Source organism: Wolbachia endosymbiont (group A) of Gastracanthus pulcherrimus, from assembly GCF_964028265.1.
GTDB lineage: Bacteria > Pseudomonadota > Alphaproteobacteria > Rickettsiales > Anaplasmataceae > Wolbachia > Wolbachia pipientis.
This window is the reverse complement of sequence record NZ_OZ034763.1, coordinates 530,898-554,969: the sequence shown is the minus strand read 5'-3', so window position 1 is coordinate 554,969 and position 24,072 is coordinate 530,898. Positions and strand designations below refer to the sequence as shown.

25 protein-coding genes are annotated in these 24,072 nt (G+C 35.5%); 6 read left to right on the top strand and 19 right to left on the bottom strand.

Annotated elements, in window-relative coordinates; genetic code table 11:
* Positions 1–36: 36 nt before the first annotated feature.
* From uvrC to def, 11 genes are all read right to left on the bottom strand, one after another.
* Complete coding sequence (gene uvrC / locus ABWU47_RS02900; protein ID WP_077188495.1) at positions 37–1,854, bottom strand: excinuclease ABC subunit UvrC; 1,818 nt, start codon at positions 1,852–1,854, stop codon at positions 37–39.
* Positions 1,838–3,955: a glycine--tRNA ligase subunit beta gene (glyS, locus tag ABWU47_RS02895; protein WP_077188494.1), complete on the bottom strand. Its 2,118-nt coding sequence runs from the start codon at positions 3,953–3,955 to the stop codon at positions 1,838–1,840. The genes uvrC and glyS overlap by 17 nt, the downstream gene beginning before the upstream one ends.
* Positions 3,956–3,958: 3 nt before the next feature.
* On the bottom strand, positions 3,959–4,798 hold the full coding sequence (locus ABWU47_RS02890; protein WP_077188493.1) for a glycine--tRNA ligase subunit alpha: 840 nt from the start codon (positions 4,796–4,798) through the stop codon (positions 3,959–3,961).
* 44 nt (positions 4,799–4,842) lie between these two features.
* A complete protein-coding gene (locus tag ABWU47_RS02885) occupies positions 4,843–5,601 on the bottom strand; it encodes a hypothetical protein (RefSeq protein WP_006279670.1) in 759 nt (252 codons plus the stop codon).
* A gap of 146 nt (positions 5,602–5,747) precedes the next feature.
* On the bottom strand, positions 5,748–6,743 hold the full coding sequence (gene hemB, locus ABWU47_RS02880; RefSeq protein WP_006279671.1) for a porphobilinogen synthase: 996 nt from the start codon (positions 6,741–6,743) through the stop codon (positions 5,748–5,750).
* On the bottom strand, positions 6,736–7,761 hold the full coding sequence (gene nuoH / locus ABWU47_RS02875) for an NADH-quinone oxidoreductase subunit NuoH (RefSeq protein WP_006279673.1): 1,026 nt from the start codon (positions 7,759–7,761) through the stop codon (positions 6,736–6,738). Before nuoH ends, hemB begins: the two co-directional genes overlap by 8 nt.
* Positions 7,745–9,814 carry an NADH-quinone oxidoreductase subunit NuoG gene (nuoG, locus tag ABWU47_RS02870; protein ID WP_353285752.1) on the bottom strand — a complete coding sequence of 690 codons (2,070 nt, stop codon included), beginning with the start codon at positions 9,812–9,814 and terminating at the stop codon, positions 7,745–7,747. The genes nuoH and nuoG overlap by 17 nt, the downstream gene beginning before the upstream one ends.
* Positions 9,799–10,011 carry a hypothetical protein gene (locus ABWU47_RS02865; protein ID WP_006279675.1) on the bottom strand — a complete coding sequence of 71 codons (213 nt, stop codon included), beginning with the start codon at positions 10,009–10,011 and terminating at the stop codon, positions 9,799–9,801. Before ABWU47_RS02865 ends, nuoG begins: the two co-directional genes overlap by 16 nt.
* Before the next feature lie 66 nt (positions 10,012–10,077).
* The gene (locus tag ABWU47_RS02860; protein ID WP_049973611.1) at positions 10,078–10,284 is read right to left on the bottom strand and encodes a hypothetical protein; all 207 of its coding nucleotides are present in this window, start codon (positions 10,282–10,284) and stop codon (positions 10,078–10,080) included.
* Positions 10,285–10,953: 669 nt separating this feature from the next.
* A complete protein-coding gene (locus ABWU47_RS02855) occupies positions 10,954–11,775 on the bottom strand; it encodes a uracil-DNA glycosylase family protein (protein ID WP_077188492.1) in 822 nt (273 codons plus the stop codon).
* Complete coding sequence (gene def / locus ABWU47_RS02850) at positions 11,765–12,304, bottom strand: peptide deformylase (protein WP_006279678.1); 540 nt, start codon at positions 12,302–12,304, stop codon at positions 11,765–11,767. Before def ends, ABWU47_RS02855 begins: the two co-directional genes overlap by 11 nt.
* Before the next feature lie 138 nt (positions 12,305–12,442).
* On the opposite strand from def, the gene ftsA reads away from it, so the two are divergent.
* Positions 12,443–13,681, top strand: a complete 1,239-nt coding sequence (gene ftsA, locus ABWU47_RS02845) for a cell division protein FtsA (RefSeq protein WP_006279680.1) — start codon at positions 12,443–12,445, stop codon at positions 13,679–13,681.
* Between the two features lie 132 nt (positions 13,682–13,813).
* Positions 13,814–14,596 (top strand): type I methionyl aminopeptidase, encoded by a 783-nt coding sequence (gene map, locus ABWU47_RS02840; protein ID WP_006279681.1) that lies wholly within the window; start codon positions 13,814–13,816, stop codon positions 14,594–14,596.
* A gap of 27 nt (positions 14,597–14,623) precedes the next feature.
* Here the strand turns inward: map and ABWU47_RS02835 are convergent, their stop codons facing one another.
* A complete protein-coding gene (locus ABWU47_RS02835) occupies positions 14,624–15,871 on the bottom strand; it encodes an MFS transporter (RefSeq protein ID WP_353285751.1) in 1,248 nt (415 codons plus the stop codon).
* Between the two features lie 220 nt (positions 15,872–16,091).
* On the opposite strand from ABWU47_RS02835, the gene rsmH reads away from it, so the two are divergent.
* Both rsmH and ABWU47_RS02825 read left to right on the top strand, forming a co-directional pair.
* Positions 16,092–17,036: a 16S rRNA (cytosine(1402)-N(4))-methyltransferase RsmH gene (gene rsmH / locus ABWU47_RS02830; RefSeq protein WP_006279684.1), complete on the top strand. Its 945-nt coding sequence runs from the start codon at positions 16,092–16,094 to the stop codon at positions 17,034–17,036.
* Complete coding sequence (locus tag ABWU47_RS02825; protein WP_006279685.1) at positions 17,033–17,338, top strand: hypothetical protein; 306 nt, start codon at positions 17,033–17,035, stop codon at positions 17,336–17,338. The genes rsmH and ABWU47_RS02825 overlap by 4 nt, the downstream gene beginning before the upstream one ends.
* 51 nt (positions 17,339–17,389) lie before the next feature.
* Here ABWU47_RS02825 and ABWU47_RS02820 read toward each other — a convergent pair whose 3' ends face one another.
* Complete coding sequence (locus ABWU47_RS02820; RefSeq protein WP_006279686.1) at positions 17,390–17,689, bottom strand: NADH dehydrogenase ubiquinone Fe-S protein 4; 300 nt, start codon at positions 17,687–17,689, stop codon at positions 17,390–17,392.
* Positions 17,690–17,834: 145 nt separating this feature from the next.
* Here ABWU47_RS02820 and ABWU47_RS02815 point away from each other — a divergent pair, with 145 nt between their 5' ends.
* Together ABWU47_RS02815 and pth are read left to right on the top strand one after the other, a co-directional pair.
* On the top strand, positions 17,835–18,446 hold the full coding sequence (locus tag ABWU47_RS02815) for a 50S ribosomal protein L25/general stress protein Ctc (protein WP_006279687.1): 612 nt from the start codon (positions 17,835–17,837) through the stop codon (positions 18,444–18,446).
* Positions 18,446–18,994 (top strand): aminoacyl-tRNA hydrolase, encoded by a 549-nt coding sequence (gene pth, locus ABWU47_RS02810; RefSeq protein WP_006279688.1) that lies wholly within the window; start codon positions 18,446–18,448, stop codon positions 18,992–18,994. The genes ABWU47_RS02815 and pth overlap by 1 nt, the downstream gene beginning before the upstream one ends.
* 2 nt (positions 18,995–18,996) lie before the next feature.
* Here the strand turns inward: pth and ABWU47_RS02805 are convergent, their stop codons facing one another.
* The 6 genes from ABWU47_RS02805 to ABWU47_RS02780 form a co-directional block, all read right to left on the bottom strand.
* Positions 18,997–19,959: an IS481-like element ISWpi4 family transposase gene (locus ABWU47_RS02805; protein WP_006279689.1), complete on the bottom strand. Its 963-nt coding sequence runs from the start codon at positions 19,957–19,959 to the stop codon at positions 18,997–18,999.
* Positions 19,960–20,401: 442 nt separating this feature from the next.
* Complete coding sequence (ubiH, locus tag ABWU47_RS02800; RefSeq protein ID WP_077188488.1) at positions 20,402–21,550, bottom strand: 2-octaprenyl-6-methoxyphenyl hydroxylase; 1,149 nt, start codon at positions 21,548–21,550, stop codon at positions 20,402–20,404.
* A gap of 131 nt (positions 21,551–21,681) precedes the next feature.
* The gene (locus ABWU47_RS02795; RefSeq protein ID WP_338482715.1) at positions 21,682–21,810 is read right to left on the bottom strand and encodes a hypothetical protein; all 129 of its coding nucleotides are present in this window, start codon (positions 21,808–21,810) and stop codon (positions 21,682–21,684) included.
* Between the two features lie 467 nt (positions 21,811–22,277).
* Positions 22,278–23,282, bottom strand: a complete 1,005-nt coding sequence (locus ABWU47_RS02790) for an Mrp/NBP35 family ATP-binding protein (RefSeq protein ID WP_077188487.1) — start codon at positions 23,280–23,282, stop codon at positions 22,278–22,280.
* Between the two features lie 7 nt (positions 23,283–23,289).
* Positions 23,290–23,688 (bottom strand): hypothetical protein, encoded by a 399-nt coding sequence (locus ABWU47_RS02785; protein ID WP_077188486.1) that lies wholly within the window; start codon positions 23,686–23,688, stop codon positions 23,290–23,292.
* Positions 23,685–24,008 (bottom strand): hypothetical protein, encoded by a 324-nt coding sequence (locus ABWU47_RS02780; RefSeq protein ID WP_353285750.1) that lies wholly within the window; start codon positions 24,006–24,008, stop codon positions 23,685–23,687. Before ABWU47_RS02780 ends, ABWU47_RS02785 begins: the two co-directional genes overlap by 4 nt.
* Positions 24,009–24,072: the final 64 nt, after the last annotated feature.

Sequence of the window (24,072 nt, the reverse complement as noted above, 5' to 3'; positions counted from 1 at the left end):
AGATATAAATTCCCTAATAATAAAACGGGTTTTGTGTCATTCCAGTACTCCTCTCTTATAATTCACGTATTTAAGAATGACTTCTGCTAAACCTTTACTAATTCCAGGTACGTTTTGAATTTCAGCCAGAGAAGCTTTGCTTATATTTTTCACTGAACCAAAATAAGACATCAACGCTTTTTTTCTTTTGTTGCCAATGCCGGGTATTTTGCTTAATTGTGAAACTATAAACTGTTTATCGCGTTTTTTTCTATGTGAAGTTATCGCAAAACGGTGGGCTTCATTACGCAGCGATTGTAAGTAAAGCATGACTTTGCTGTCATTTGCCAGACTGAATTCTTCCCTGCCCAGCATATAAAATCTTTCATTTCCTGCGTTACGATCAGGACCTTTTGCCATACAAGCAAAAGGAACGTTTATATTCAATACTTCCAGTACATTCTGTACTATGGAAACATGTCCTGGTCCACCATCAATCAGTAAAAAATCAGGTATTATGCCTTTTATATTGCCGGAGAAACGTCTGGTTAGCACTTCCCTCATCATTTTATAGTCATCGCCTGAAAATTTTTCCTTTATAGTAAATTTTCTGTACTCACTTTTTAAAAAACCCTCCTGCCCTGCAACAACCATTACACCAATTTGTTGGTTTCCAAATATATGGCTATTGTCATAAACCTCAATACGCTTTGGAATATTTGGTAACAAGAAGATTTTGCTAAGCTCCTCAAGCTTTTCTAGGTTATTCCTATAATCGATAAGCTTCTGCTCTAAGCTATGCTGAGAGTTATCATAAACAAATTTCAATAAATCACGCTCTTTTTTATTCTTTGCATGCAGAACTTTTACTGGCTTTTGAGCAACCTTATATAGTGCTTGTTCTATAATTTCCTTATCCACAATAGAATCTGGAACGTAAATTTGTATTGGAGGTATGTTAGCTGAATTATAAAAATTGACCAAAAAGGTGGATAAAATTTCATCATTTGAGTGATCACCACTGTTCTCGGCAAAGTAAGGAGTGCTGCCGTAGTTGTCTTTATTTCTGAACGATAACACACTAATACATGCTAGATCCTCTTCACGTACAATACTGAAGAAATCTGCATCTTTTTCAAAAGAAAAATCCGTGTGCTGTATTTGAATTTGCTCAAGAAACTTTACCCGATCTCTATATATAGCAGCAAGCTCATAGTTTTCTTCACTGCTGCACTTTCTCATTGTGAAAAGTAACTGTTCTTTCACTTCCTTATTTCTTCCAAGCAATGTATTTCGTGCCTGTTTTACTGATTGGCAGTAGTCGTCTTTTGTGATTTTGTTTATGCATGGTGCTGAGCAGCGCTTAATTTGATATTCAATACATGGTCTTTTTGTTGAGGAAAAGTATTGATCTGAACATACTCTTAGGAGAAAAGCTTTTTGCAATGACAATATAGTTTGCTTAACAGCAGCGGCAGATGTAAAGGGACCATAATAATGAAACTCATTTTTCTTAAATTTGCCTCTATATTTTGCTATTCTTGGATAATCGTGCTTGGAAATTGTTATATAAGGATAAAATTTTCCATCCTTGAGCACAATATTATAAAGTGGTTTCAATGATTTTATTAGCTGTGCTTCAAGAAGCAGTGCTTCGATTTCATTCTCAGTGATGAATATTTCAACCTTAATAACCTGTAAGAGCATAACTCTAATTCGTTCAGAAAGGTTTTCGAATTGAAGGTAGTCGGATAATCTCGACTTTAAGTTTTTTGCTTTTCCAACATATAAAACTTTATTCTTATCTCCGACCATCTTATACACGCCACAGGACTGTGGAGATGATTTGATTTGTTCTTTATATTGCCTGAGCATTTATCCATTGCTTAACCTGTATGAGGTTAAAATCTGCTACTAAATGAAAGATGGAAACTACATTTTCAAGCAAAGATAATCTGTTTCTTCTCAGCTTATCAGAATCACAGTTAATCTTTATACTGTCCATAAACTGATTGATAAACGGAGCAAAACCAGCAAGTTCATCAAGTGCTACATTAAAGTGGTTATTTTTTATCGCTTGTTTTATGTTTTTACAAGCAGTTATAGCACAATTTGATAGCGCAATTTCTTCACTTTCAATCAAAAACCTCTTACCGTAAGATGCACTATAAGTAGTGCCATCACTTTTCCTTGCTTTGCTCATCATGTTACTGACTCTTTTGTAAGTGCTTAGAATTTGTTCACCTTCTGGAGTACTAAGATAACGATCCAATATAACAGTTTGCTTTTCTGCTGTCAGCAGATCATTAATATCGATTTTATATAGTATTGAATCTACAACATCTTGCCTTATATCTCTATTTTTTAAAATAACCTTGAATCTTTCTAAGCAAAATCTAAATACTAGTTCTGAAATTTGTTTTCTATTCGGCTTATCAACTGACGCTGTATTTTTATTAAATAGAAGCCTTGAATATAAAGATACTGACTTGTCTATCATTAGCCTAATTGGAACATGCAAATTATTTTCAAGTATTGTCCTAATTATACCAATTGTCATTCTCCGCAAACCAAATTGATCATACGAACCAGAGATTTTCTCACCTGCTGCAATTAAACCAACTAAGCTATCCACTTTGTCTGCAATTGACACAGCAATTGCAGAAGGAGATTTAGGACACTCCTGCTCTGGCCCGATTGGCTTATAATGCTCAGTTATAGCTTCCACTATTTCTCTATCTTCTTGAAAATAAGAAGCATAATATCCACCCATTACTCCTTGTAATTCTGGAAACTCTCTTACTATCGATGTTGCCAAATCAGCTTTTGCCAAATATGCAGCACGTTCAACTTTTATCAGCGAAGCATGTGGAATAAATATAGCTATATACTTTGACAAAGCCGTAATACGCTTCACCTTTTCCCCCACGCTGCCAAGTGAAGCATGAAATAATATTGAACCTAATCTTTTGACATAATAATCTAGATTTTCCTTTTTATCTTGAGATATTAAAAATTGGGCATCAGCAAGACGTGCTTCTAATATTCTTTCGTGTCCTTTAACAACTTCACCATTGTTGACGTTGACAACAGTGACAAAGTGTGAAATTCTCTTTCCATTACTTAAAGCAAGGTATTTTTGTTGTGTATTAACTATACTAAGTATTACTTCCTTCGGTAATCCAAATGACTTTTCTTGATTCACTTCACCAAACAGTACGATTGGCCACTCTATAAGCCCTGTCAATTCATTTAGTAAATAATCATTTTTCTCAAGTTGTAAATTCTGCTCTTTTGTGAATTTATTAATCTGATCTAGTATAAATTGCTTTCTTTTGTCCATTTGGAGAATTACACTGTTTTTTTCTAGCAATTCAAAATAGTCTTTAGGTGTTTTAACAGTAAGCGCCGTACCACTTGAGAGAAATCGATGGCCATATGTTGTGTTAGATGCTGTAATCCCTGCAAAAGATACAGGTATTATTTCATCATTTAAAATGCATAAAATGTTTTTAATTGGCCTAACCCACCTTTCTTTTCCTTTGCCCCATCTCATACTTTTTGGCCAAGAGAAATTTTTTAATATTTCTCCTAGTTGATTTTTAAGAAACTCTTGAATGTTAAATGAGCAGCTTTCTCTTTTAATGAAGTAAAAATCCTCATTATTTACTTTTCGAACGAGCAAATCTTCTTCATTTTTCTGATATTTTCTTAAAAAACCTTCGATAGCACTTTTTGGTGCGTTAATGTTTGGTCCCTTAACTTCGTTATTGGAATCCTTTAGCTCCAAAGCATTTATGTTGTCGACAAATAGGGTAATGCGACGTGCCGTTATAAAAACCTCCATTGATGTAAATTTTACATTATTTTTGTTAAAAACATTGGCAATACAGCTCTTAACTTGAACTGTAGCTGAATTCTGCATTCTCGGTGGTATTTCTTCTGAAAGGCACTCAAATAACAACTGCAACGACATACGCTATTTACTCATGTACAATTCACAACATTTTTTTGTTAGCTCTCTAACTTTACCAATATAAGCTGTACGTTCATTCACACCAAGCACACCTCTTGCATCAAGCAGATTAAGTAGGTGACTAGTTTTAATACATTGGTCATAAGCTGCCATTGGTAGCTCCTTTTCAATAAGGAACTTACACAATTTTTCCGTATCTTCGAATTGCTGCTGTACCACTTTAGTATCATAATAATCTAACGCTAGATAAGAAAATTCATATTCTCTTTGTTTAAAAATATCTCCGTAAGTTACACCGTTATCGTTCCAAATTATATCGTAAACATTATCTACACCTTGTATGCACATTGCTAAACGTTCCAACCCATATGCCACCTCACCAGGAATCATCTTGCAGTCAATCCCTCCAACTTGCTGTATATAAGTAAGCTGTGTTACTTCCATTCCATTGCATGTAACTTCCCATCCAAGTCCTGATGCACCAACACTTGGGTTTTCCCAATCATCTTCAACAAACTTAATATCATATTTTTCTGTAGATATGCCAAGAGCTTTTAAGCTATCTAAATAGACGTCTTGTAAATTATTACCAGATGGCTTTATTATAACTTGATATTGGTGATGTTGATACAAGCGATTAGGATTATCACTATAGCGCCCATCTGATGGCCTAATTACTGGTTGTAGATATGCAATTTTTGTCGGTTTTGTATCAATTGCAGACATAATTGTTGCAGGATGTAATGTACCAGCACCAACTTCAGATGTGTATGGGTGAAGTATAACGCACCCTTCACCAGCCCAAAAATCTTGTAACTCTTTTATTATACTTTGTAAGTTCACACAAATTGTACACTTTTTATACTAAATATATAAATAAATAAGTACTATTCAATATTTATTTTTTTTGCAGCACTATGTAAATAATCACCTAAAACTGCTGAACTTTCCCTCACATACTGAATTATGCTTTTATTTAGGACAATTGCATCACGCATAGTTAAATCGCAGAATATAAATGCTGTTAAATACAGTAAAATCACCGCATAAAATGTGTGAAAAATCCCCTCAAATGTAATTGACATTGCATTATTATAGCTGAGCTGTATTGAACTTATTGGCCATGGTTTTATCACTTCTACGACATTAAAAAATACGTAAGGTATCATAAGAAAAAAGAAAAAGTGCATAAAATCATTAAACCAAAATGGGCATTGAAACATCTGCTTACATATATTCCCATAGAGTTTACTTACAGCATAATAAATTGACATTATTGCTGGCATTGAAAGTGCTACAGTCAGTACTTGCCCTGACGCTATTTGTATTACTATTTCTTCACCACTGTTTGCTGAAGGGTCTTGAGCATGAAAAATAAATATTCCAATTAATTGCATTACTAACATAACTATTGCCAATTTTGTAAAAACAGCAGCTACAACTATTCCTGAGTCTGGCATTTTATATAGTAAGTATTCGCCTCCATATGTAAGAATTAATATAACATCGACAATAAATAATATTAAAAAAGAAGACCAATAGTTCTGCCAACTTGGTAAATATCCTATTCCTAAAAGAGAGCTTACTGTTTTGGCAGGAAAAACCTTACCTAGCATCTTTCCCAAAAATTTAAAAAAAATCCCCATGTTCTAAGTAACACTTGGTTTATATTATTTATAATACTGTATTGTAACGGACTTATCAACAACTTAAAACACGTATTGGAAAACTTTAAGTAATATGCAGCAACAGTAGAAGAACGTGCGCCAAAAATTTAATAATTTTATAGGGCTTATGCACTTAAATTTTTTGCAATATCAAGTGCAGCGTAAGTGAATATTGCACTTGCACCCGCACGTTTGAAACCAATCAAAGATTCATAAATCACCTTGTCATAATCTAGCCAGCCATTATTTGCAGCAGCTTTTATCATTGCGTACTCACCGCTTACTTGGTAAGCAAAAATCGGAAAATTAAACTTATCACTTGCTGTTTTGATAATATCGAAATATGGCATACCCGGTTTAACCATAATAAAATCTGCACCTTCATTTATATCCATTTCAATTTCGCACATTGCTTCGCGCGCATTTTTATAATCCATTTGATAACCACTTTTGTCTATAGAATGTGATAGCCCACATGAACCAACGACTTGCCTGAATGGAGCATAGAAGCTAGAGCAGTATTTCACTGCATAAGATAATATTAATACGTCTTGAAAGTTGTTATCATCTAATGATTTTCTGATTCTTCCTATTCTACCATCCATCATATCAGAAGGAGCAACTATATCACATCCTGCTTTCGCTAAAGCAAACGCTTGCTTACACAGCACTGATATAGTTTCATCGTTTTCTACATCCATCTGATTATCTTTTAAAATGCCGTCATGGCCGTGAATAGTGTATGGATCCAATGCAACGTCTGCAATAATACCAATTTCAGGTACCTTTAATTTTACAGCACAAATTGCTCTGCAGATTAAGTTGTCAGAATTATATGCTTCCTCAGCGTTTTCAGATTTTAGTTTACTATCAACTACAGGAAAAATTGCAACAGCATTAATCCCTAAATCTTTAGCTTCCTTAACTATAGACACTAATCCATCTATTGAATAACACTTTACGCCTGGTAAGCCAGAAATTGGTTCAGTTGTTTCTTCTCCGTCATGAACAAACAGAGGAAGAACCAGATCATTTACTGATAAACTATTTTCACTTGTTAAATTGCGAACCCATTTGCTCGAGCGCCTGCGTCTTAATCTTGTATTTGGGAAATTAAACATTGGATCCAGGCAAATTCCCAGTAAAGAGCAACACCCCTGAAATGAGTATCACCCAAAACACTGATATTGGTAAAAATACTTTCCAACCAAGGCGCATTAGCTGATCATATCGATAACGAGGTATTGTTGCTCTAATCCAAATAAATACGAATAAAAATATAACTATCTTCAAAACGAACCAAATCAAACCTGGAATTTTATAAAGCAAACCAAGCTCTAACGGAGGATACCATCCCCCCAGAAAGAATATTGTCATCATAGCACTTGCTAAAATCATATTTGCATATTCTCCAAGAAAAAAGAGGGCAAAAGGCATGGATGAATATTCAACGTTATATCCAGAGACAAGCTCTGCTTCAGCTTCTGGTAAATCAAATGGGTGACGATTAGTTTCTGCAAGCAAAGAAATAAAAAATATTATTCCTATAGGCATTAGTAGTAAATCAACCCAAAATGGCATATTATGTTTTGCCACTACCATTTCTCCAAGATTCAATGTTCCAGTGGTAATAACGACTGTAGCAACTATTAAGCCTATTGAAACTTCATATGAAATCATCTGAGCAGCCGACCGTATAGCGCCAAGAAATGCATAATTAGAATTGCTTGACCAGCCTGCAATAATTACGCCGTATACTCCCAGCGACGATATAGCTAGCACATAAAGCACTCCAACATTAATATTTGCTATAACCTTAGGAATCACTACTTGCTGGCCATTTTTTACAATTACTTCAGCACCAAACGGTATAACTGCCCAGGCAATTAATGCCAAGATAAAGGTAAGCATTGGAGCCATAATGAACAGTATGGTGCTCGCTCTAAATGGTATTATCGGCTCCTTAATCAGGAGCTTAATAGCATCTGCAAATGGCTGCAATAGCCCAAAAGGTCCAACTACACTTGGGCCGTGCCTCAGTTGAATTGCAGCAAGGACCTTACGCTCAAAGTATGTCAAATATGCAACTGAAAGTAGTAGCGGTACTAAAATAAATAAAATATTAACTAGCGTGTTCATAAAAAGCTTTAGTACAATCTGCCATTATTTTTGAAGCGCGACTTATTGAATCCGTCATATAAAAATTACACTCCTTTAAAGTAAAAGGTGTATTACTTAAGCTTATTTCACCGCTGCTGATTGGTACCCATGTGTTTTTTACCACTTGATCAGCATTTCTAAACTGTGGACCGATAGTATCTAATTTTTTTCTCACGTCAAATAAACTATCATATGGTAAGCAAAGATCCAAATATTGCGAGAGATTTTTAATAATTAACCAATCCTCCTTTGCTTCACCTGGAGGAAATACAGCTAAATTTGTTCTTTGCACTCGACCTTCAGTGTTTACATAAGTTGCATATTTTTCTGTATATGCAGCACCAGGCAAGATAACATCTGCCACATGTGCACCCTTATCACCGTGATGACCTTGATAAATTACAAATGTATTTTCTAATTTTGATGTATCAATTTCATCTGCACCAAGAAGATAAACCACTTCTATTTCACCACTTTCTGCATGTTCCAATATTTGATTAATATCCCTTTCGCCTTTTTTAGGAACAAACCCAGTATCTAGCCCACCAACTCTTGCTGCAGCTTTATGCAGCATATTAAAGCCATTCCAGTCATCTCTGACCATGTTAAATTTTTCTGCAATTTTGCCAGCTAGAACTAGAACTGATTCAGAATCGTCTCTTACTAATGCATCTTGACCGATAATCAGCATAGGGCTCTGAGCAGCACTCAGCAGCTCACAGAACTTATGATTTCCATTTGCTATTTCACTCAAAATATCAGGATTATCGCCCAATTTCTCAACATGATACAAATATTCAATGTTAGGACCAACACTTGCAACAGGAAAGTTGCCCTGTAAATATCTCTTTCTCAATCTTACGTTAATAATCGGTGCTTCTATCCTTGGATTTGCATTTATAAGCAGACATAAATCTGCATTTTCTATACCTTCAATAGTGGTATTGAACACATACGATCCACGATTACTTGGTATAAGCTTTGCACCATCTTGCCTACAGTCTATATTCCCCGAGCCGAGCTTCTGCATCACTTCTTTGAGTAGAAGCATAGACTCACAATCTGCTAAATCACCTGCAATTGCAGCTATTTTATTTGATTTTGTATTCTTTAATTTCTTTGCAGCAACAGTTAATGCTTCATTCCAATCAACTGGGGCTAATTTACCATCTTTTTTTATATAAGGTCGATCAAGACGCTGAACTTTTAGTCCATCATAGGCAAAGCGGGTTTTATCTGATATCCATTCTTCATTTACCTCTTCGCTCAGCCTTGGTAATATCCTCATAACCTCCGGGCCACGATAATCAACTCTAATTGCGCTGCCCACAGCATCTAGCACATCTATAGTCTCACAATGTGATAGCTCCCATGGACGCGCTGTAAAGGAGTAAGGCTTTGAAGTTAAAGCCCCTACCGGGCAGAGATCTATGATATTTCCAGATAATTCAGAACTAATATGCCTTTTTATGTAAGTGCTAATCTCTACATTTTCTCCCCTTCCGATTCCTCCAAGTTCATTTGTACCTGCAACATCAGACAAAAATCTAACACACCGAGTGCAATGAATGCATCGATTCATCGCAGTCTCAATCAGTGGTCCGAAGTGTTTTTTTGGCACAGCCCTCTTATGCTCATCAAGTCTGCTGGTTCCTTTCCCATAAGCCATCGTGATATCTTGCAAATCGCATTCACCACCTTGATCGCAAATTGGGCAATCAAGCGGGTGGTTAATTAGCAAAAACTCAAGCACACCTTCACGTGCTTTTTTAACCTTAGGGGTATCAGTGTGAATAACCATCCCTTCTGCAACTGGCATTGCACAAGAGGCTACTGGTTTTGGAGGTCCACCCTCCACTTCAACCAAACACATTCTGCAATTACCAGCAATTGCTAAACGCTCATGATAACAAAAACGTGGAATTTCAACGCCCACGACTTCACAAGCTTGAATTATAGTGAGCCCATGCTCTACTTCACATTCCTTAGAATTAATAGTAACTTTAACCACAACTATTATACAGCTTCCCACTTTATAGGATTGCCGCTTACCTCATCTTCAACCAGATTGCCGTTGTCATATTGAGCAGACATATAATTCATGCGCGAATCACGATCTATATATCTAACAGGTTTTACCGGTTTATCTTTATACATTTTTTGCTCAGCTTTCTTACGCTGAGTAGGGTTATTTTTACTAGCTGTCTTTGCTTTCCCACCTGCTGCCATATAAACTCCTAAAAACTTTTCATTCTATTTTAACACTTAAGTATATAGCGTCAATATTTAATAACTTTAAAATTTCAATAGATCTCTTATTATAATCATTTTACAATCATTGTTTAAATAAAAAGTTACCCCTTGATGCCATTCCAGCGCATGACGCACAGCTGTACGAACATTGCAATTTGCAGGCAATTTGCGTGGCAGATTCAAGTAGCTGACACTGGTTTCCATCCAAAACAGCAGTAGCTCTTTTGGTGTCATTTCAGTGCTTGACACTGAAATCCAGGATTTTGATTGGATACTGAGTTGGTAAGCATAAAAGTATAGCTAACGCGAGCTCTACGTCATACCGCGATTTATTCGCGGTATCTCAAAGCATAGATCCCGCTAACAAGCAGCGGGATGACGATTGTCGTTTAGCTATAAACATTAAGAAATTTACCAAACGGAAAAAAAGGCAAAAGAAGCCCTGGGGTTATCATCCGCTTTAAAATATTGGCGTTTTTTATGTTTTAAACGCTTGACAAGCGAAATTCAGCTGCTTTTAATTGCAACTAACTTACGCTGCAAATGTTTAAGAAATTTACTAAGCAGAAAAAAAGACAAAGAATCCCCGAGTTAGCTAGTCTTTTACTATCTCTGTCAAGTATTGGCATTTTTTGATGTCTTGTAACGCTTTATAAGCGCGTTCAGCTTATTTAGATAAAAATCTAGATGTAGATGAAGTTTTGTAAAGACATACAGTATCTATATACTGCAAAAAATTGAACATAAGACGCCGATACATTAAGTAATCCTTACCTTTTAATCTGCAGATTGGCGAAAGCAAATACAATAGCTCCACTATCATGATAAGGGCGCTGGCGAAGGGTGTCAAGTAAGTTTTTTCGTTTCTAACGATTGTTAACATGCTGCAAAAAACTATGCAAGAGGTCTACCACTTTATTAGGCATTTGTGCAGTTATTGGTGTTATCAAGATACTCCCTAATCTTCTTCAAGTCCTCCCAGGCTAAACGTTTTTGTGCCGGTTGGCGAAGTAGGTAAGCTGGATGAAATATAGCGGCTGTGGTGATTGAATTGGACAAATATTGGTTAGTGTACGTATGAAATCTGCCACGCAAATTCGATATAGTTTCTGTGCTGTCAAGAAGGCTATAACATGCGATTCCCCCGACCAAAATTAAAATTTGTGGTGAAACTAGTGCAACGTGTTTTTCGACAAATGGTCTGCACATATCAAGCTCTAGGTCGGTTGGCTTTCTATTGCCAGGTGGACGCCAAAATACAGTATTGCTTATGTATACCTTAGTGCGATCAAGATTGATTGCATTTAACATTTTATCGAGCAACATTCCACTTGCACCACAAAATGGTATGCCTTGAAGGTCTTCATTTGCTCCTGGAGCTTCACCAACGAGCATAACTTTTGCGTTTGGATTACCATCGGAAAAGACAGTATTAGTTGCAGTTTTTTTTATTTCACAACCTTCAAATGACTTCACTACACTTCTTAGTTCATCCACACTATTACATTTGCTTGCAAGTTTCCTTGCTTCGATTATCCAGTCACTTGGAAACATGTCTTTTCCATCTTTAGTGTCATCCCAGCGCATATCTGCATCTTTCTTCTTGGTCCCAGTTTGGATAACAGAGGGTTGTACACTCTCCTTGCTCTCCAGCTTTTTTTCCTCTTCACCCTCCATTAGTGTGCAATCAACGCCCACTTCATGGTAAAATTTTAATAATTCTAGGTCTTTATTGCTCATAATGCTTTTTAACCTTTTGTGCTTTTTTCATGGCCATATCATACTTTAATTTAGATAAATGTCTAATATATAATATGCCGTTTAAGTGATCTAATTCATGCTGAATACACCTTGCAAGCCAACCACTAGCTTTTAGCGTCTGTTCTTCGTTATTTAAGTCTCTGTATTTCACAGTTAAATACTTTGGACGCTTAATTTCATAGCTTTGCTCTGGAATTGAAAGGCACCCTTCCTTGAGAGTCACTTGTTCATCAGATAATTCCGTAATTTCTGGATTAATCATGCAAAATTTGCCAATTGATTCATATCCTGCTGGCTCATTTTCAATTGTTTCTAGCTGAACATCCACAACAAAAATTCTCTTTAACACTCCAACTTGCACTGCAGCAAGGCCAAGACCTTCTGCATCATACATAGTTTCGAACATGTCGTTTACTAATTCTTTAATTTTATCGTTTATATCTGTTACTTCACTGGCACGTGTGATTAGTCTTTCATCAGGGGCAATTACAATTGGTAATATGGACATAAAAATCATAATTCTATGTTTTGCTTTTCCTTTTGTCCAGAATTTAGTGTATATTAAAATGTTGCTATATCTATAATAGAAATATAAATTATTAAAGAAAGCTACAATTTAAATGAAATTGCGTAATAAGGTTAACTAATGTACTCTGCAGTAATAGCAAAACCAAAGAGAAACGTTTTTGCTGTTTTAGACATAGGTACAACAAAGATTATTTGTCTAATCGTTAAGATAAATAGCAACTTCAGCTATAAAGTAACAGGAACGGGTTATAAGATTGCAGAAGGTGTAAACGGTGGATCAATAACTAATGTAAAACACGCAAATTACTCCATCTCATCAACTATAGGTTTAGCTGAACAAGTATCAGAAGAAACCATAGATCAGATATATGTGAACATTGCTGGATGTGGCATCTCATCTTTCAATGTACATAATGAAATTATTGCAGCTAACCATGAGATTTCTGAGCGTGATATAAGACGTGTAGTTTTTCAAACATTTGAGAAATATATTGAAGACAATGTTATCATTCACAATATACCACTAAAATATCACTTAGATGACATGACTGACATAAAAGAAGTTGGTGGATTGTACGGAAAAAGACTATCTGCTGATGTTAATGTTGTCACTGCTTCGCGTCCAGCGCTTACCAATATTGAAAACTGTATTACCAATAATGGTGGATTAAATATGGCAGGTTGTATTGCTTCTGCATATTCTGCAGGTCTTGCCTGTCTGAGTGGAGATGAAAAAGAGCTCGGGACTGCTATTGTTGATATAGGCGGTGGGTGCACTGCAATTGGAATTTTCAAAAGAGGGAAACTTGTGTATGCAAGCAGCGTTCCAATTGGTGGTGTTCATATCACTCGAGATATTGCTTACGGGCTATGCACAAGCATAGAACGTGCAGAGTATATAAAAATACTGTATGGCAGCACTATCGTAACTTCAATAGATGAGAATGAGTACATTACAATGCAAAACAACGAAAATGATGAACCTACTCAAGTATTCAAATCTGAGCTTATTAACATCATAAGACCAAGAGTTGAAGAAATACTTGAAATGGTAAGAGAGCAATTTCAAGAGCAGAAAGATCCAATTAATAAAGTAGTGATCACAGGTGGAACTAGTCAACTCACAAGCATGAAGGAAATTGCAGGCTATATATTCAATAAGCAAGTTCGAATTGGGTGCCCTGAGTCTTGTAGCGGTCTTGATGGCGAATATGATAAAAATCCTGTATTTTCTGCTGCTATAGGCTCTATAAAGCTAATAGTTGACACTTTTTATAAAAATAATTCTGGTATTTTAGGTCAGGATGGTAAAATGAGTAAATTGTATAATTGGGTTAAATCAAAAGTTACAGTCTAGATTTCTGTTTTACCACCTTTCATACAAATGACTTGACACTAGGATCCATAGGACTTATTTTTATAATATGTAAAATTATTATGTTTATGTACTTGCGAGTAAGCGTACCAATTACAATAAGACATGGAAAATATGAACATAACTATACACTCACAAGAAGATTTTGAATTTATGCGCAAGGCTGGCAGGCTTGCTGCTGAAACTCTTGATTTCATTGCACCGTACGTAAAGGTAGGGGTGACAACTAATGAGTTAAATGATCTATGTCATGATTTTATAATTAATGCAGGTGCAATTCCAGCACCACTAAACTATAGGGGGTATCCAAAATCGATTTGCACTTCAAAAAATGCAGTTGTGTGCCATGGTGTTCCCGATAATAAACCACTTAAAGATGGAGATATTTTAAATATTGATGTCACGGTGATTTTAAATGGCTGGCATGGTGATACAAGTCGCATGTTTTGGGTTGGCAAGCCATCAATAAAAGCAAAACGCTTGTGTGACGCTACTTATCATGCATTGATGGAAGCAATCAAACAAGTTAAGCCCGGCAATAAGTTAAATGAAATAGGGCTTGCTATAGAGAAATATATTAGAGATTTTGGATATTCTATCGTACGCAGCTACTGCGGACATGGTATAGGAAAAGTCTTTCATGCTCCACCAAATGTAGTGCATTTCTATGATCAAGATGAAAATCTCGTCTTGAAGGAAGGTATGTTCTTTACAATAGAGCCAATGATTAATGCTGGAAAACATGAGACTCTGCTCAGTAAACTCGATGATTGGACAGTGACAACACGCGATCTTTCACTTTCTGCTCAATTTGAACATACGCTCGGAGTAACAAAAGATGGTGCTGAAATATTCACATTATCACCTAAAAATTGGCACTTCCCGCCTTATAATTAGATTTTTTTAAATTCTGCTATACTGCAACTATACTTGGTTTACTTTGGGTAATTTTGAAGAAAGCTCACCCTTAATTTGCGATATAGCAACTAGCCCAATTAATGCACAGAAAATCATGTAAAAACTAGCTGAAGTCTCTTGTCCTGTAACCTTGATAATTGTTGTGCATATAAATGGTGCAAGGCCGCCAAAAAATCCAGCAGCTATATTTCTTGATAAACCAAATCCACTGTACCGAACCTTTGTTGGAAATAATTCGCACATAAGTGCACTGACAGGACCAAGCGATGCAGCTATTGGAATTATAAAAAGAATGTGTGCCAGCAAGTAATTGCTACTACATAACATTGAAAAAACTGGATAACTCACTATTACAAAAGCTATAAATGCAAATTTCATAACTTTTTCTCTTCCTACCTTATCAGAAAGTATTGCAAACAATATTGTCAATCCTCCGAGCGCAATTTGACTCAGTATTTCCACTATATGATTAAAATGAGTATTTACTGTTAATATTTTATTCGTAAGCACATTGAAAAATACCAAATATATATAGAGAGACGCATTTTCAACCAAGTCAATACCTATTGATATTAGAACAGGCTTTTTGTAATTGTTTAATAACTCTTTTAGTGGCAATTTAGACGGATTTTTTTGTCTTTTATACTCTGGGCTTTCATCAAGTATATATCTCATATATATGCTAATTAATCCCATTGCTAAACTGAAAATGAAAGGTAATCTCCACCCCCAAGATTCAAAATCAGATACTTTTTTGCATATGAGTACCGCTATCAGGCTTAATACTGAACCAAAAATTGCGCTTAATACTTCAATGCTGCCAAAAAATCCTTTTTTGTTTTTAGGAGCATGTTCTATTAAAAATGGTGCATTTCCTGCTTCTCCTCCAAGAGATATACCCTGCAATAATCTTAAACACACTACCAGCATTGACGCTAGTATTCCAATGCTTTGATAACCTGGAACAAAAGCAATTAATACGGTTGATAAAGTCATTAATATAATCGAGAGCAATAAGGCAACTCTTCTGCCATGCTTATCACCAATGTGACCAAATATAGCAGCGCCGATTGGTCTCATTAAGAAACCCACTGCAAACACTCCAAAAGCTTTCAATACGCTGGTTAGTTGATCATCTGATGGAAAAAACACACCACCTATTATGTTTATTAAGTGGCCAAAAAGCATGTGGTCATACCACAATAAAGTGTTACAAATCAAACTCGAGAATATTGCTTTTGTTATTTGCTGCATAATCTTCTATAGTTTGTTTAGTATTTAGTAATATACATTACTTTTTTTTATATAATAGAAAAATTTGAACATTATACTAATAATGGTATCTTATTAAATCTTAATATTTTTATATCATTGACTATATTCAAGTATTTTTATATTATTGCCTGTATATTTCCATATGTTTTAGTGGGAAGCTATTTTTATTTGTATGCACAGAGTCTCTTGATGGAGCACTATGACACACACTCCAGTTTTGTTAAAAGAGATGCTATCACTACTATCACCGCAGGATGGTGGCATATACGTGGACGCCACATTTGGAGCTGGAGGGTATAGCAAAGCAATATTGGAGTCAGCTGATTGCAAAGTATATGCAATTGATAGAGATGAAACGGTAACTAAGTTTTATGATGATTTAAGCGTTAGATATCCAGATAGAATAAAACTATTCATTGAGAAGTTTAGTAATATTAAAAGTATACTAAGCAGCGTTGAGCCATCTCCTGTCATCCCAGTACTTGATACTGGAAAAAATAACTGGTCACGCGCTGGAATGACATCAAACGGGGTGGATGGAGTGGTCTTTGACATCGGAGTTTCATCTATGCAGCTTGATAACGGAGATAGAGGGTTCTCATTTTTACATGATGGTCCACTCGATATGAGCATGGATAACTCTTCTTATATAAACGCTTCAACGTTTGTTAACGCTTTACGCGAAGAAGAAATCGCAAATACTATATATAACTACGGAGGCGAACGTCATTCTCGCAAAATTGCAAGAGCAATAATAAATGCACGGAAGAAGAAAACTATCAAAACTACATTTGAGCTTGCGGATATTGTACGTTCCGTGGTATTTCGTGGAAAAAGCAAAATTGATCCTGCAACCAGAACATTTCAGGCAATCAGAATATGGGTAAACGATGAGCTGGGAGAACTTGAAAAGGGTATTAAAGCTGCATCTGAGATTTTAAGTGAGAATGGCAAATTAATTGTCGTCACCTTTCATTCCTTAGAAGATCGTATAGTCAAAACTTTTTTTAAAGATTTATGTGCTACTGATTGCAAGACATTCTCTCTGCTAAATAAAAAAGTGATCGAAGCAAGTATAGAAGAAGTAAGTGCAAATCCGCGTTCACGCTCAGCAAAACTAAGAGCTATACAGAGGTTGTCGTGAGAACTTTCTGCATCATCTCAATAGCTGTGTTTTTTCTTAGCATTGTAGGATTATTTAAGGTAAAATTACATGTTCAGTCGTTAAATAGAGAGCTAATAAAAATAAAAAGTGAAATTAATTTAGTGCAAAGTGATATAAAAGTTTTACAAGCAGAATGGAGCTATTTGAATAATCCAAAAAGACTTGCAAGCCTTGTAAAGAAATACCTGAAAAATAACTCTTTAATACTGGCTAGCCAGGTTAAAAATCTTGACTCTTTAAATGGCCGCAGTGTGTTAGCACAACTTAAAACCCAGAGTTAAATTGGTTATACTAAGCTTTATCTTTTACAGATAAGCACACCACAATAAACCTTACTTTAGTATGAAATTGCTTGCGTAAGATTTTGGCAGCCTCTTAACATTTTTTGGCATTTCAATTATGTATTTAACGTTGCATTTTTTTGCGTAGAATACTGCTTTTTCAAGAGAATCAAACTTTAATACAATCTGTTTTTTGGGATCTTTTGAGCCAACCCACCCCATCAAAGGTTCAATGTAGTAGGAGCCAGATTCAATTTTTAGGTGCCAGAAATTTGTATTACCTAAACCAGATTGTGTTGCAGTTCTTGTTGGTTTATAAATCCTAAAAACTACTTTATCGTCAATGCCCATAGTTCTTGTTAAATAAGTTTAAATATATATCTAAATAAATCCTTTCACAAACAATTAGTATGAAAGAATGAAGTTTGAAATAAATATTTTTATGTTATATTATTATTAAATTATATTAAAAGGATTAGCTGAATAGGAGTAATCGATGACGCAACAGGAAATAGTAACAATTAATGCAGAGTTACGTAACGTGACAAAAACAAAAGCGGTGCATTCTCTAAGGAAGAAAGGAAACATCCCTGGAATAATATATGGAAAGGGCCATGATAATGTAAATTTGACATTGTCTGCAAAGGAATTCACGAAGCAATATAAATCAGGTTCTCTTTCTGCACATTTGATAGAGCTGAATATTTCGGGCAAAAAGGAATATGCTCTTGTTCGCGATATCCAATTGCATGTAGTAAAGGATACTGTGCAACATGTTGATTTTCAATTTGTTGATAAAGGCAGTGAAATTAAAATAGACATACCTCTATCATTTGTGAATGAAAGTAAAGCCCCAGGGATCAAGTTAGGTGGAGTGCTTAATGTTTTGTGTCGTTCTATTGCTGTTAAATGCTCTCCTGATAAAATACCTCAGGTTATTGAAGTTGATTTATCCGGTAAAATGATTGGCCAGTCTATACATATTAATGATGTAAAATTACCAGAAGGTGTTAAGTTTGTAGCCCATGAAGAAGAAAATTTTACCATTGTTACAATTTCTGCTGCCGATAGTGACGTTGAAGAACCTCAAGCAGAAACAGAGGAATAGTGCACCTGATAGTTGGGCTTGGTAACCCTGGTAGTCAATATGAGTTAACTCATCATAATATCGGCTTCATCACCGTTGATGCAATCTGCAAATATTGGGGTTTTCAGTTGTTCTCTAAAAAAGCCGATTATCTGATAACCTCTGGCATAATTAATGATAATAAAATCATGTTAATAAAGCCTTATTCATTTATGAATAATTCAGGCATCCCTGTTGCAAAAATACGAAACTTTTACAAATTATCGCTAGATAATATCGTTGTCATACACGATGACGCTGATTTGGAACTTGGAAGAATAAAAATAAAGAAAGGTGGTAGCTCTGCTGGACATAATGGACTTAAATCCATAGATAGTTTTATTGGCAACGATTATTGGCGCTTGAGATTTGGAGTGGGTAGACCTGAAGATCAAAGAAGCTTAGCAGATTATGTGTTATCAAAATTTTCAAATTTTGATAATGTTACTCCCTTAGTGGAAAAAATAGCAAAAAATATACACTTAATGCTGCAAGGAGATAATACAGCTTTTATCAATTTGATTGTATAATATTACGAAACACAGGAAGTGTATGGTCCCAGAGTGTGATGGTGTGGATTTAGTATGAACAATTCAGGAGATTTTGTCCACTGTAAAGATATAAACTCAAAAGGTGTAAGACCCTTAAGAGTTTTGAGTCTTTTAGCATAATTGTAGGCCATAACAAAGTCATAAAGATGCTCTTTGAGTTGCTGGTGAGACTGATAGTAATACTTCTTAACAGTGGCATTCTTTAAAGTTTTGTTCATACGCTCAACTTGCCCATTTGTCCAAGGATGGCTAACTTTTGTTAGACGGTGTTCAATGTCATTTTCTTCACAAGCTCTATCAAATATATGTTGAAAAGCGTATTTATGGCGTTTTTGGTTGGTAAATTGTACACTGTTATCTGTCAAAATAGTGTGGATTTTATATGGTAAAATTTTAATCAAATTACGTAGAAACTCAGCAGCTATAGGTTTTGTAGCACTTTTATGCAACTCAACATACGTAAATTTGGATGTTCTATCTATTGCAACAAACAAATATAACTTTCCTTCTTCTGTTCTGACTTCTGCAATATCAATATGGAAATAGCCTATAGGATATTGTTTGAATTTCTTTTTTGGTTTAACTTCGCCATCAACATCTGGTAGTCTGCTAATGCTGTGCCTCTGTAAGCAACGATGTAGACTAGAGCGAGTCAAGTGTGGGATTGAGGTTTGCAAAGCGTAGAGACAATCATCTAATGGCAATAGAGTATGCTTACGAAATGCAACAATTACAGCCTCCTCTTCTAAAGTTAAAACAGTTGATCTTGCATGCTTCGGACCCATATCAGCGTCTTTGGCAAAAGACCGTTTTCTCCATTTAATGATAGTTTTTGGATTAAGGTTATAGTACCTGGAGAGTTTTGCTATGCTCTCTTTACTATTTTGTATTGCTCTACGAATTGTCTCTGTTGTTTTGGCGCACCCATGTAATATTTGTCCCATAATTCCTCCTTTGATGGTATTGTTTTCTCATATTTTATCATACCATCACACTCTGGGACCATACATCCCCCCCTCCCCCCCTAATTCCTATATCAAACCTTTCTTTACTAGATTATATAGTCAATATAAAAAGCCATATAAAATTGCTTCCACTGCTGCCATGAGGAAATTGCTTATTCTTGCTAACTCTTTAGTCAGAGATGACAGGGTTTTTACTGAGGAATATAACTCTCTGTCTGTTTCTATCTAAGAGCCAGTATAGCTGTGGATAAGCACGTTTATACAGATAAAAGTACTTATCCACAGCTACATCAATTTTTCTATTGACTTTTAACACAACTGCTAAACAGATACATTCGTCATCCCGCTACGTGTTAGCGGCCAAGATACCGCGGCGGTATGACGTGGGAAACCTGACTTGCATTAACTATAAAATAGTGATTTATATAAATCCCATAGCATGCCGAATGAAGCGTTTTTTGAGGAAATTTGAATTTTCAACTGCAATCAAGCCAAGATTTCTTAGTGCTTTAGCGCAGAATATTCTGTTGGAAAACATCCTATTTAATCCATCAGTTGCAAGCGCCATTGTAAAATTATCAAAGTATCTGTTACGTGAAATTTTCTTTAATAAATAACTACTGCCAACATCAATACCAGATGCTTTTGCGGCAACTACGTGCTTTATAATACTTTCTACATCTCTAATTCCAAGATTAAGCCCTTGACCTGCAACTGGATGAATTGAATGTGCTGCATCGCCGATAAGCAAAACTCTACCCTTATATAACTTTTTTGCGAAAACAAAACTTAAAGGATAAAGTTTTCTTTCACCCTCTAGTTTTATCTTTCCTAAATAAGAACCAAATCTTTTTTTAAGCTCTATAATAAATTCTTCTTCAGACAGATCCATTAGCATTTTTGAAATTCCAGATTTTTCTGTCCAAACTATCGAAGAAGTATAGCCATCCTTTATCGGTAGAATTGCAAATGGACCGCCAGGAAAAAAACGCTCTACAGCTAAGTTTTGGTGATGCAGTTCATGCTTTACATTAAATACTATGCTACTTTGTTTATAGTCAAATTTCACTGTCGGTATAGAAAATAACTCTGGTAATTTAGAGTTTTTGCCTTCAGCGCAGATAAGTAGCGATGATATTAATTCCTGGTTATTATCAAGAATCACTTCCACATATCCTGAATCACAAGCAATTGTTTTATAGGAATGTGGAGAGTATATATTCAGTTTATTTAGAAAATTATTGTTGATTGCATTCCATATAGTAGCATTGTTGATAACATAACCCATTGGCTCTTCGCTAACCATTTTATGATTGTAATGCACAGTAACCGCATCTAATATGCATATATCAAGTATTGGCTCAGCTTCACTTTCCACAAACTGCCAAATCCCTAACTTTTCCAATATTTTTTTCGAGCCTTGAGAAATAGCAAATGCTCGATTATCATCTACTACACGTGGTAGACTATTTTTTTCAATCACAGCTACAGACACAGAGTCACAACTGAGGCCAATGGCAGTAATAAGACCAAGTAACCCACCACCTGAAATGATTACATCATAATTCATTTTATTTACGCTAATTGTAAAATTATATTTTATCTGTTTTGAAAATAGTTTAAACAAACTTTATATATAAATTAAATTTTTTAGATCCCAGTGTCAGCTACTTGGATGACATCTAAAGACACTCCACCTTGTCATTCCAGCACGTAACGAACAACTGTACGAACATTTTGCGAAGGCAGTGTGTTAAATGCTATGGCCGGTTTTGCCTCAAACATAAAGGTGTCATCCCAGTGCTTGACACTGGGATGGCTTTGTTGCATCGCTAGCTATGATGGATTAAAGATAAAAAAGGTGGAGAATATCAGTAGCTTATTATTCTGGTATTTATAACAAGAACGGTCAGTGAATACCTAAATTTGAGTAAAAGAAATTTCACTACCACTCACTAATCCGGCTAAAATTCAAGAATTTCAATGCTTTAGCTATTTTCAATAGAATTAAATTTATTAATATAAATAACAAGTTACTATTCTTAAATTTGATCAGATCGATTGCAAAAAAAACAAGATTTTCAATAAGTTGCTTATAATCCTAATTATAGTTAGCCTTTCATAAGTAGCGATGCAACAAAGCCCACTGGAATCCATTCTTCTTTTTTTCTGGATTCCAGCGTCACGCGCTGGAATGACAAAAGCTGCTAATTTTTCATGTAAATAATGGTTATGCAAGCAGTCTATTTTGTAACTAACAAAAGAGGACTTTGATTCGCATGTTTCTCACGCTTATTCTATTGTTTAACTATACCTTGAGCAATGTCTTCATAAATCTCTGCCAAATCCTCACTTAGCATTAAAGGATTTCCGCAATCAGAAGCATGGCATATTTGTGGATCTAGAGGAACTCTGCCTAGAAGTTTGATGCCCAGCTCCTCAGACATTTTTTTTGCACCGTCTTTTCCAAATATGTATATTTTTGAGCCGCTTTGAATGAAATAACTCATATTTTCTACAATGCCAATAACCGGTACGCTGAGCTTTGTAAACATATCATAAATTTTGCGAGCATCGATTAAAGAGAGCTCCTGTGGAGTTGAAACTATTATCGCCCCAGTTAAGTTAAAATTTTCCATAAGACTTAAATGCACATCGCCAGTTCCAGGTGGTGTATCAATTATCAAATACTCTATATCGGACCATTTTGTTCCCATTAGCAGACTATAAAGTGCTTTTGTAATCATAGGTCCGCGCCATATTGCTGCACGATCTTTATCGATAAAATAGCCAATTGAAATAGTATGCAGTCCATACTTTTCTATAGGCATTGCTTTACTATCCTGTATTTCTGGCTTTAATTTTTCAGCGCCAAGCATTTTAGGAATTGAAGGACCATATATATCTGCATCAACCAGCGCAACTTTATGTTTCAACTTTGCTAATGAGAGAGCAAGATTTAGCGCAACTGTGGACTTGCCCACACCGCCTTTACCAGAGGCTACAACGATTATATTTTTCACTCCTTCGATATGTAATTTAGCTTTTTGTTGCCCAGTTTGTTTTTGACCAGTAGCAACCACGGTCACTTTTGTCACCCCCGGTATAGCTTTAACAGCTTGCTCACAATTTTTTCTTAATTCTTCATTTGCTTGCGTGTTACCGGCAACTTCAAGCACAAAACCAACATCTTGACCTTTAATAATAATTGAGGATATTATGCCAAGAGCGGTCACATCTTTACCGCTTTTTTGCTCTATGACTTTTTTTAAGTTCTCTCTTACAATTTTTTCGTTGATCATTAGCCTTTTAGGTGATTTCTTCCTGAAGTCGTTTAATCTCAGCTTGAGGAAGGCCGGTTGTCTGAGAGATAATATCAATAGAGATGTCAGCCTTAAGTAGGTTTTTTGCTACTTCAATCTTTCCCTCATCAAGTTTTTTAGCGAGGATGCCTTCTTCTTTCCGCAGATCCATTATTCTTTCTTCATATGCTACTAAATCTTTTTCATTCCAGCTAAACCTGTCTAATTCATCGTAGGCTAACTTTATTATTGGTGCTTTTTCTGCTATTTTCCTTAAGTCTTCTTCCGTAGTTTCATCTGCATATTGTTGTCTAAGTGAAGAAGGTCGCCCCTCCTCACTCGACTTCAAAACCGTACGTGAGACTTTGCGCCTCATACGGCTTCTCTCCAATTTGGTGCTTTTCATGCACACCTCCTGTGTAATTCATCGTGACAATGTCCATGTAACAAAGATAAGTTTTTGATCATGTTGTTTCGTCTATTCCGGTCTTTGTGATGTATTTCTATTGTATCATCACTTTTAAACCATAGTCTACAATTATCACATTTACTTTGTTGTAACTTCAATAGTTTTATTACTCTTAATGGCTTATCTGGTATTTTTCTCAGACGTTTACCCCAATATACCCAACCACCATCATATGGAGATCTGGTTTTTTGCACTTTGATATGTCGTTTAATATCATGATCGCTGTGTATAATAAGATGTATCTTGTTACTTGTCATAAAACGCCAGTTATCGTTATTATACTTTTTAAAGTATTTTCTTTTTATCCAGCATTTCCCTTTG

What these genes read in the sequence shown, in the direction of transcription:
- ABWU47_RS02795 (WP_338482715.1), bottom strand. Translation starts at nt 21,810, where the DNA reads ATGCAACAAAGCCATCCCAGTGTCAAGCACTGGGATGACACCTTTATG.
- ABWU47_RS02855 (WP_077188492.1), bottom strand. Translation starts at nt 11,775, where the DNA reads ATGAGCAATAAAGACCTAGAATTATTAAAATTTTACCATGAAGTGGGC.
- ftsA (WP_006279680.1), top strand. Translation starts at nt 12,443, where the DNA reads ATGTACTCTGCAGTAATAGCAAAACCAAAGAGAAACGTTTTTGCTGTT.
- glyS (WP_077188494.1), bottom strand. Translation starts at nt 3,955, where the DNA reads ATGTCGTTGCAGTTGTTATTTGAGTGCCTTTCAGAAGAAATACCACCG.
- map (WP_006279681.1), top strand. Translation starts at nt 13,814, where the DNA reads ATGAACATAACTATACACTCACAAGAAGATTTTGAATTTATGCGCAAG.
- ABWU47_RS02780 (WP_353285750.1), bottom strand. Translation starts at nt 24,008, where the DNA reads ATGACAAGTAACAAGATACATCTTATTATACACAGCGATCATGATATT.
- ABWU47_RS02865 (WP_006279675.1), bottom strand. Translation starts at nt 10,011, where the DNA reads ATGGCAGCAGGTGGGAAAGCAAAGACAGCTAGTAAAAATAACCCTACT.
- nuoH (WP_006279673.1), bottom strand. Translation starts at nt 7,761, where the DNA reads ATGAACACGCTAGTTAATATTTTATTTATTTTAGTACCGCTACTACTT.
- hemB (WP_006279671.1), bottom strand. Translation starts at nt 6,743, where the DNA reads ATGTTTAATTTCCCAAATACAAGATTAAGACGCAGGCGCTCGAGCAAA.
- ABWU47_RS02820 (WP_006279686.1), bottom strand. Translation starts at nt 17,689, where the DNA reads ATGGGCATTGACGATAAAGTAGTTTTTAGGATTTATAAACCAACAAGA.
- ABWU47_RS02805 (WP_006279689.1), bottom strand. Translation starts at nt 19,959, where the DNA reads ATGGGACAAATATTACATGGGTGCGCCAAAACAACAGAGACAATTCGT.
- ABWU47_RS02790 (WP_077188487.1), bottom strand. Translation starts at nt 23,282, where the DNA reads ATGATCAACGAAAAAATTGTAAGAGAGAACTTAAAAAAAGTCATAGAG.
- def (WP_006279678.1), bottom strand. Translation starts at nt 12,304, where the DNA reads ATGTCCATATTACCAATTGTAATTGCCCCTGATGAAAGACTAATCACA.
- ABWU47_RS02785 (WP_077188486.1), bottom strand. Translation starts at nt 23,688, where the DNA reads ATGAAAAGCACCAAATTGGAGAGAAGCCGTATGAGGCGCAAAGTCTCA.
- ABWU47_RS02835 (WP_353285751.1), bottom strand. Translation starts at nt 15,871, where the DNA reads ATGCAGCAAATAACAAAAGCAATATTCTCGAGTTTGATTTGTAACACT.
- ABWU47_RS02815 (WP_006279687.1), top strand. Translation starts at nt 17,835, where the DNA reads ATGACGCAACAGGAAATAGTAACAATTAATGCAGAGTTACGTAACGTG.
- ABWU47_RS02885 (WP_006279670.1), bottom strand. Translation starts at nt 5,601, where the DNA reads ATGGGGATTTTTTTTAAATTTTTGGGAAAGATGCTAGGTAAGGTTTTT.
- ubiH (WP_077188488.1), bottom strand. Translation starts at nt 21,550, where the DNA reads ATGAATTATGATGTAATCATTTCAGGTGGTGGGTTACTTGGTCTTATT.
- uvrC (WP_077188495.1), bottom strand. Translation starts at nt 1,854, where the DNA reads ATGCTCAGGCAATATAAAGAACAAATCAAATCATCTCCACAGTCCTGT.
- rsmH (WP_006279684.1), top strand. Translation starts at nt 16,092, where the DNA reads ATGACACACACTCCAGTTTTGTTAAAAGAGATGCTATCACTACTATCA.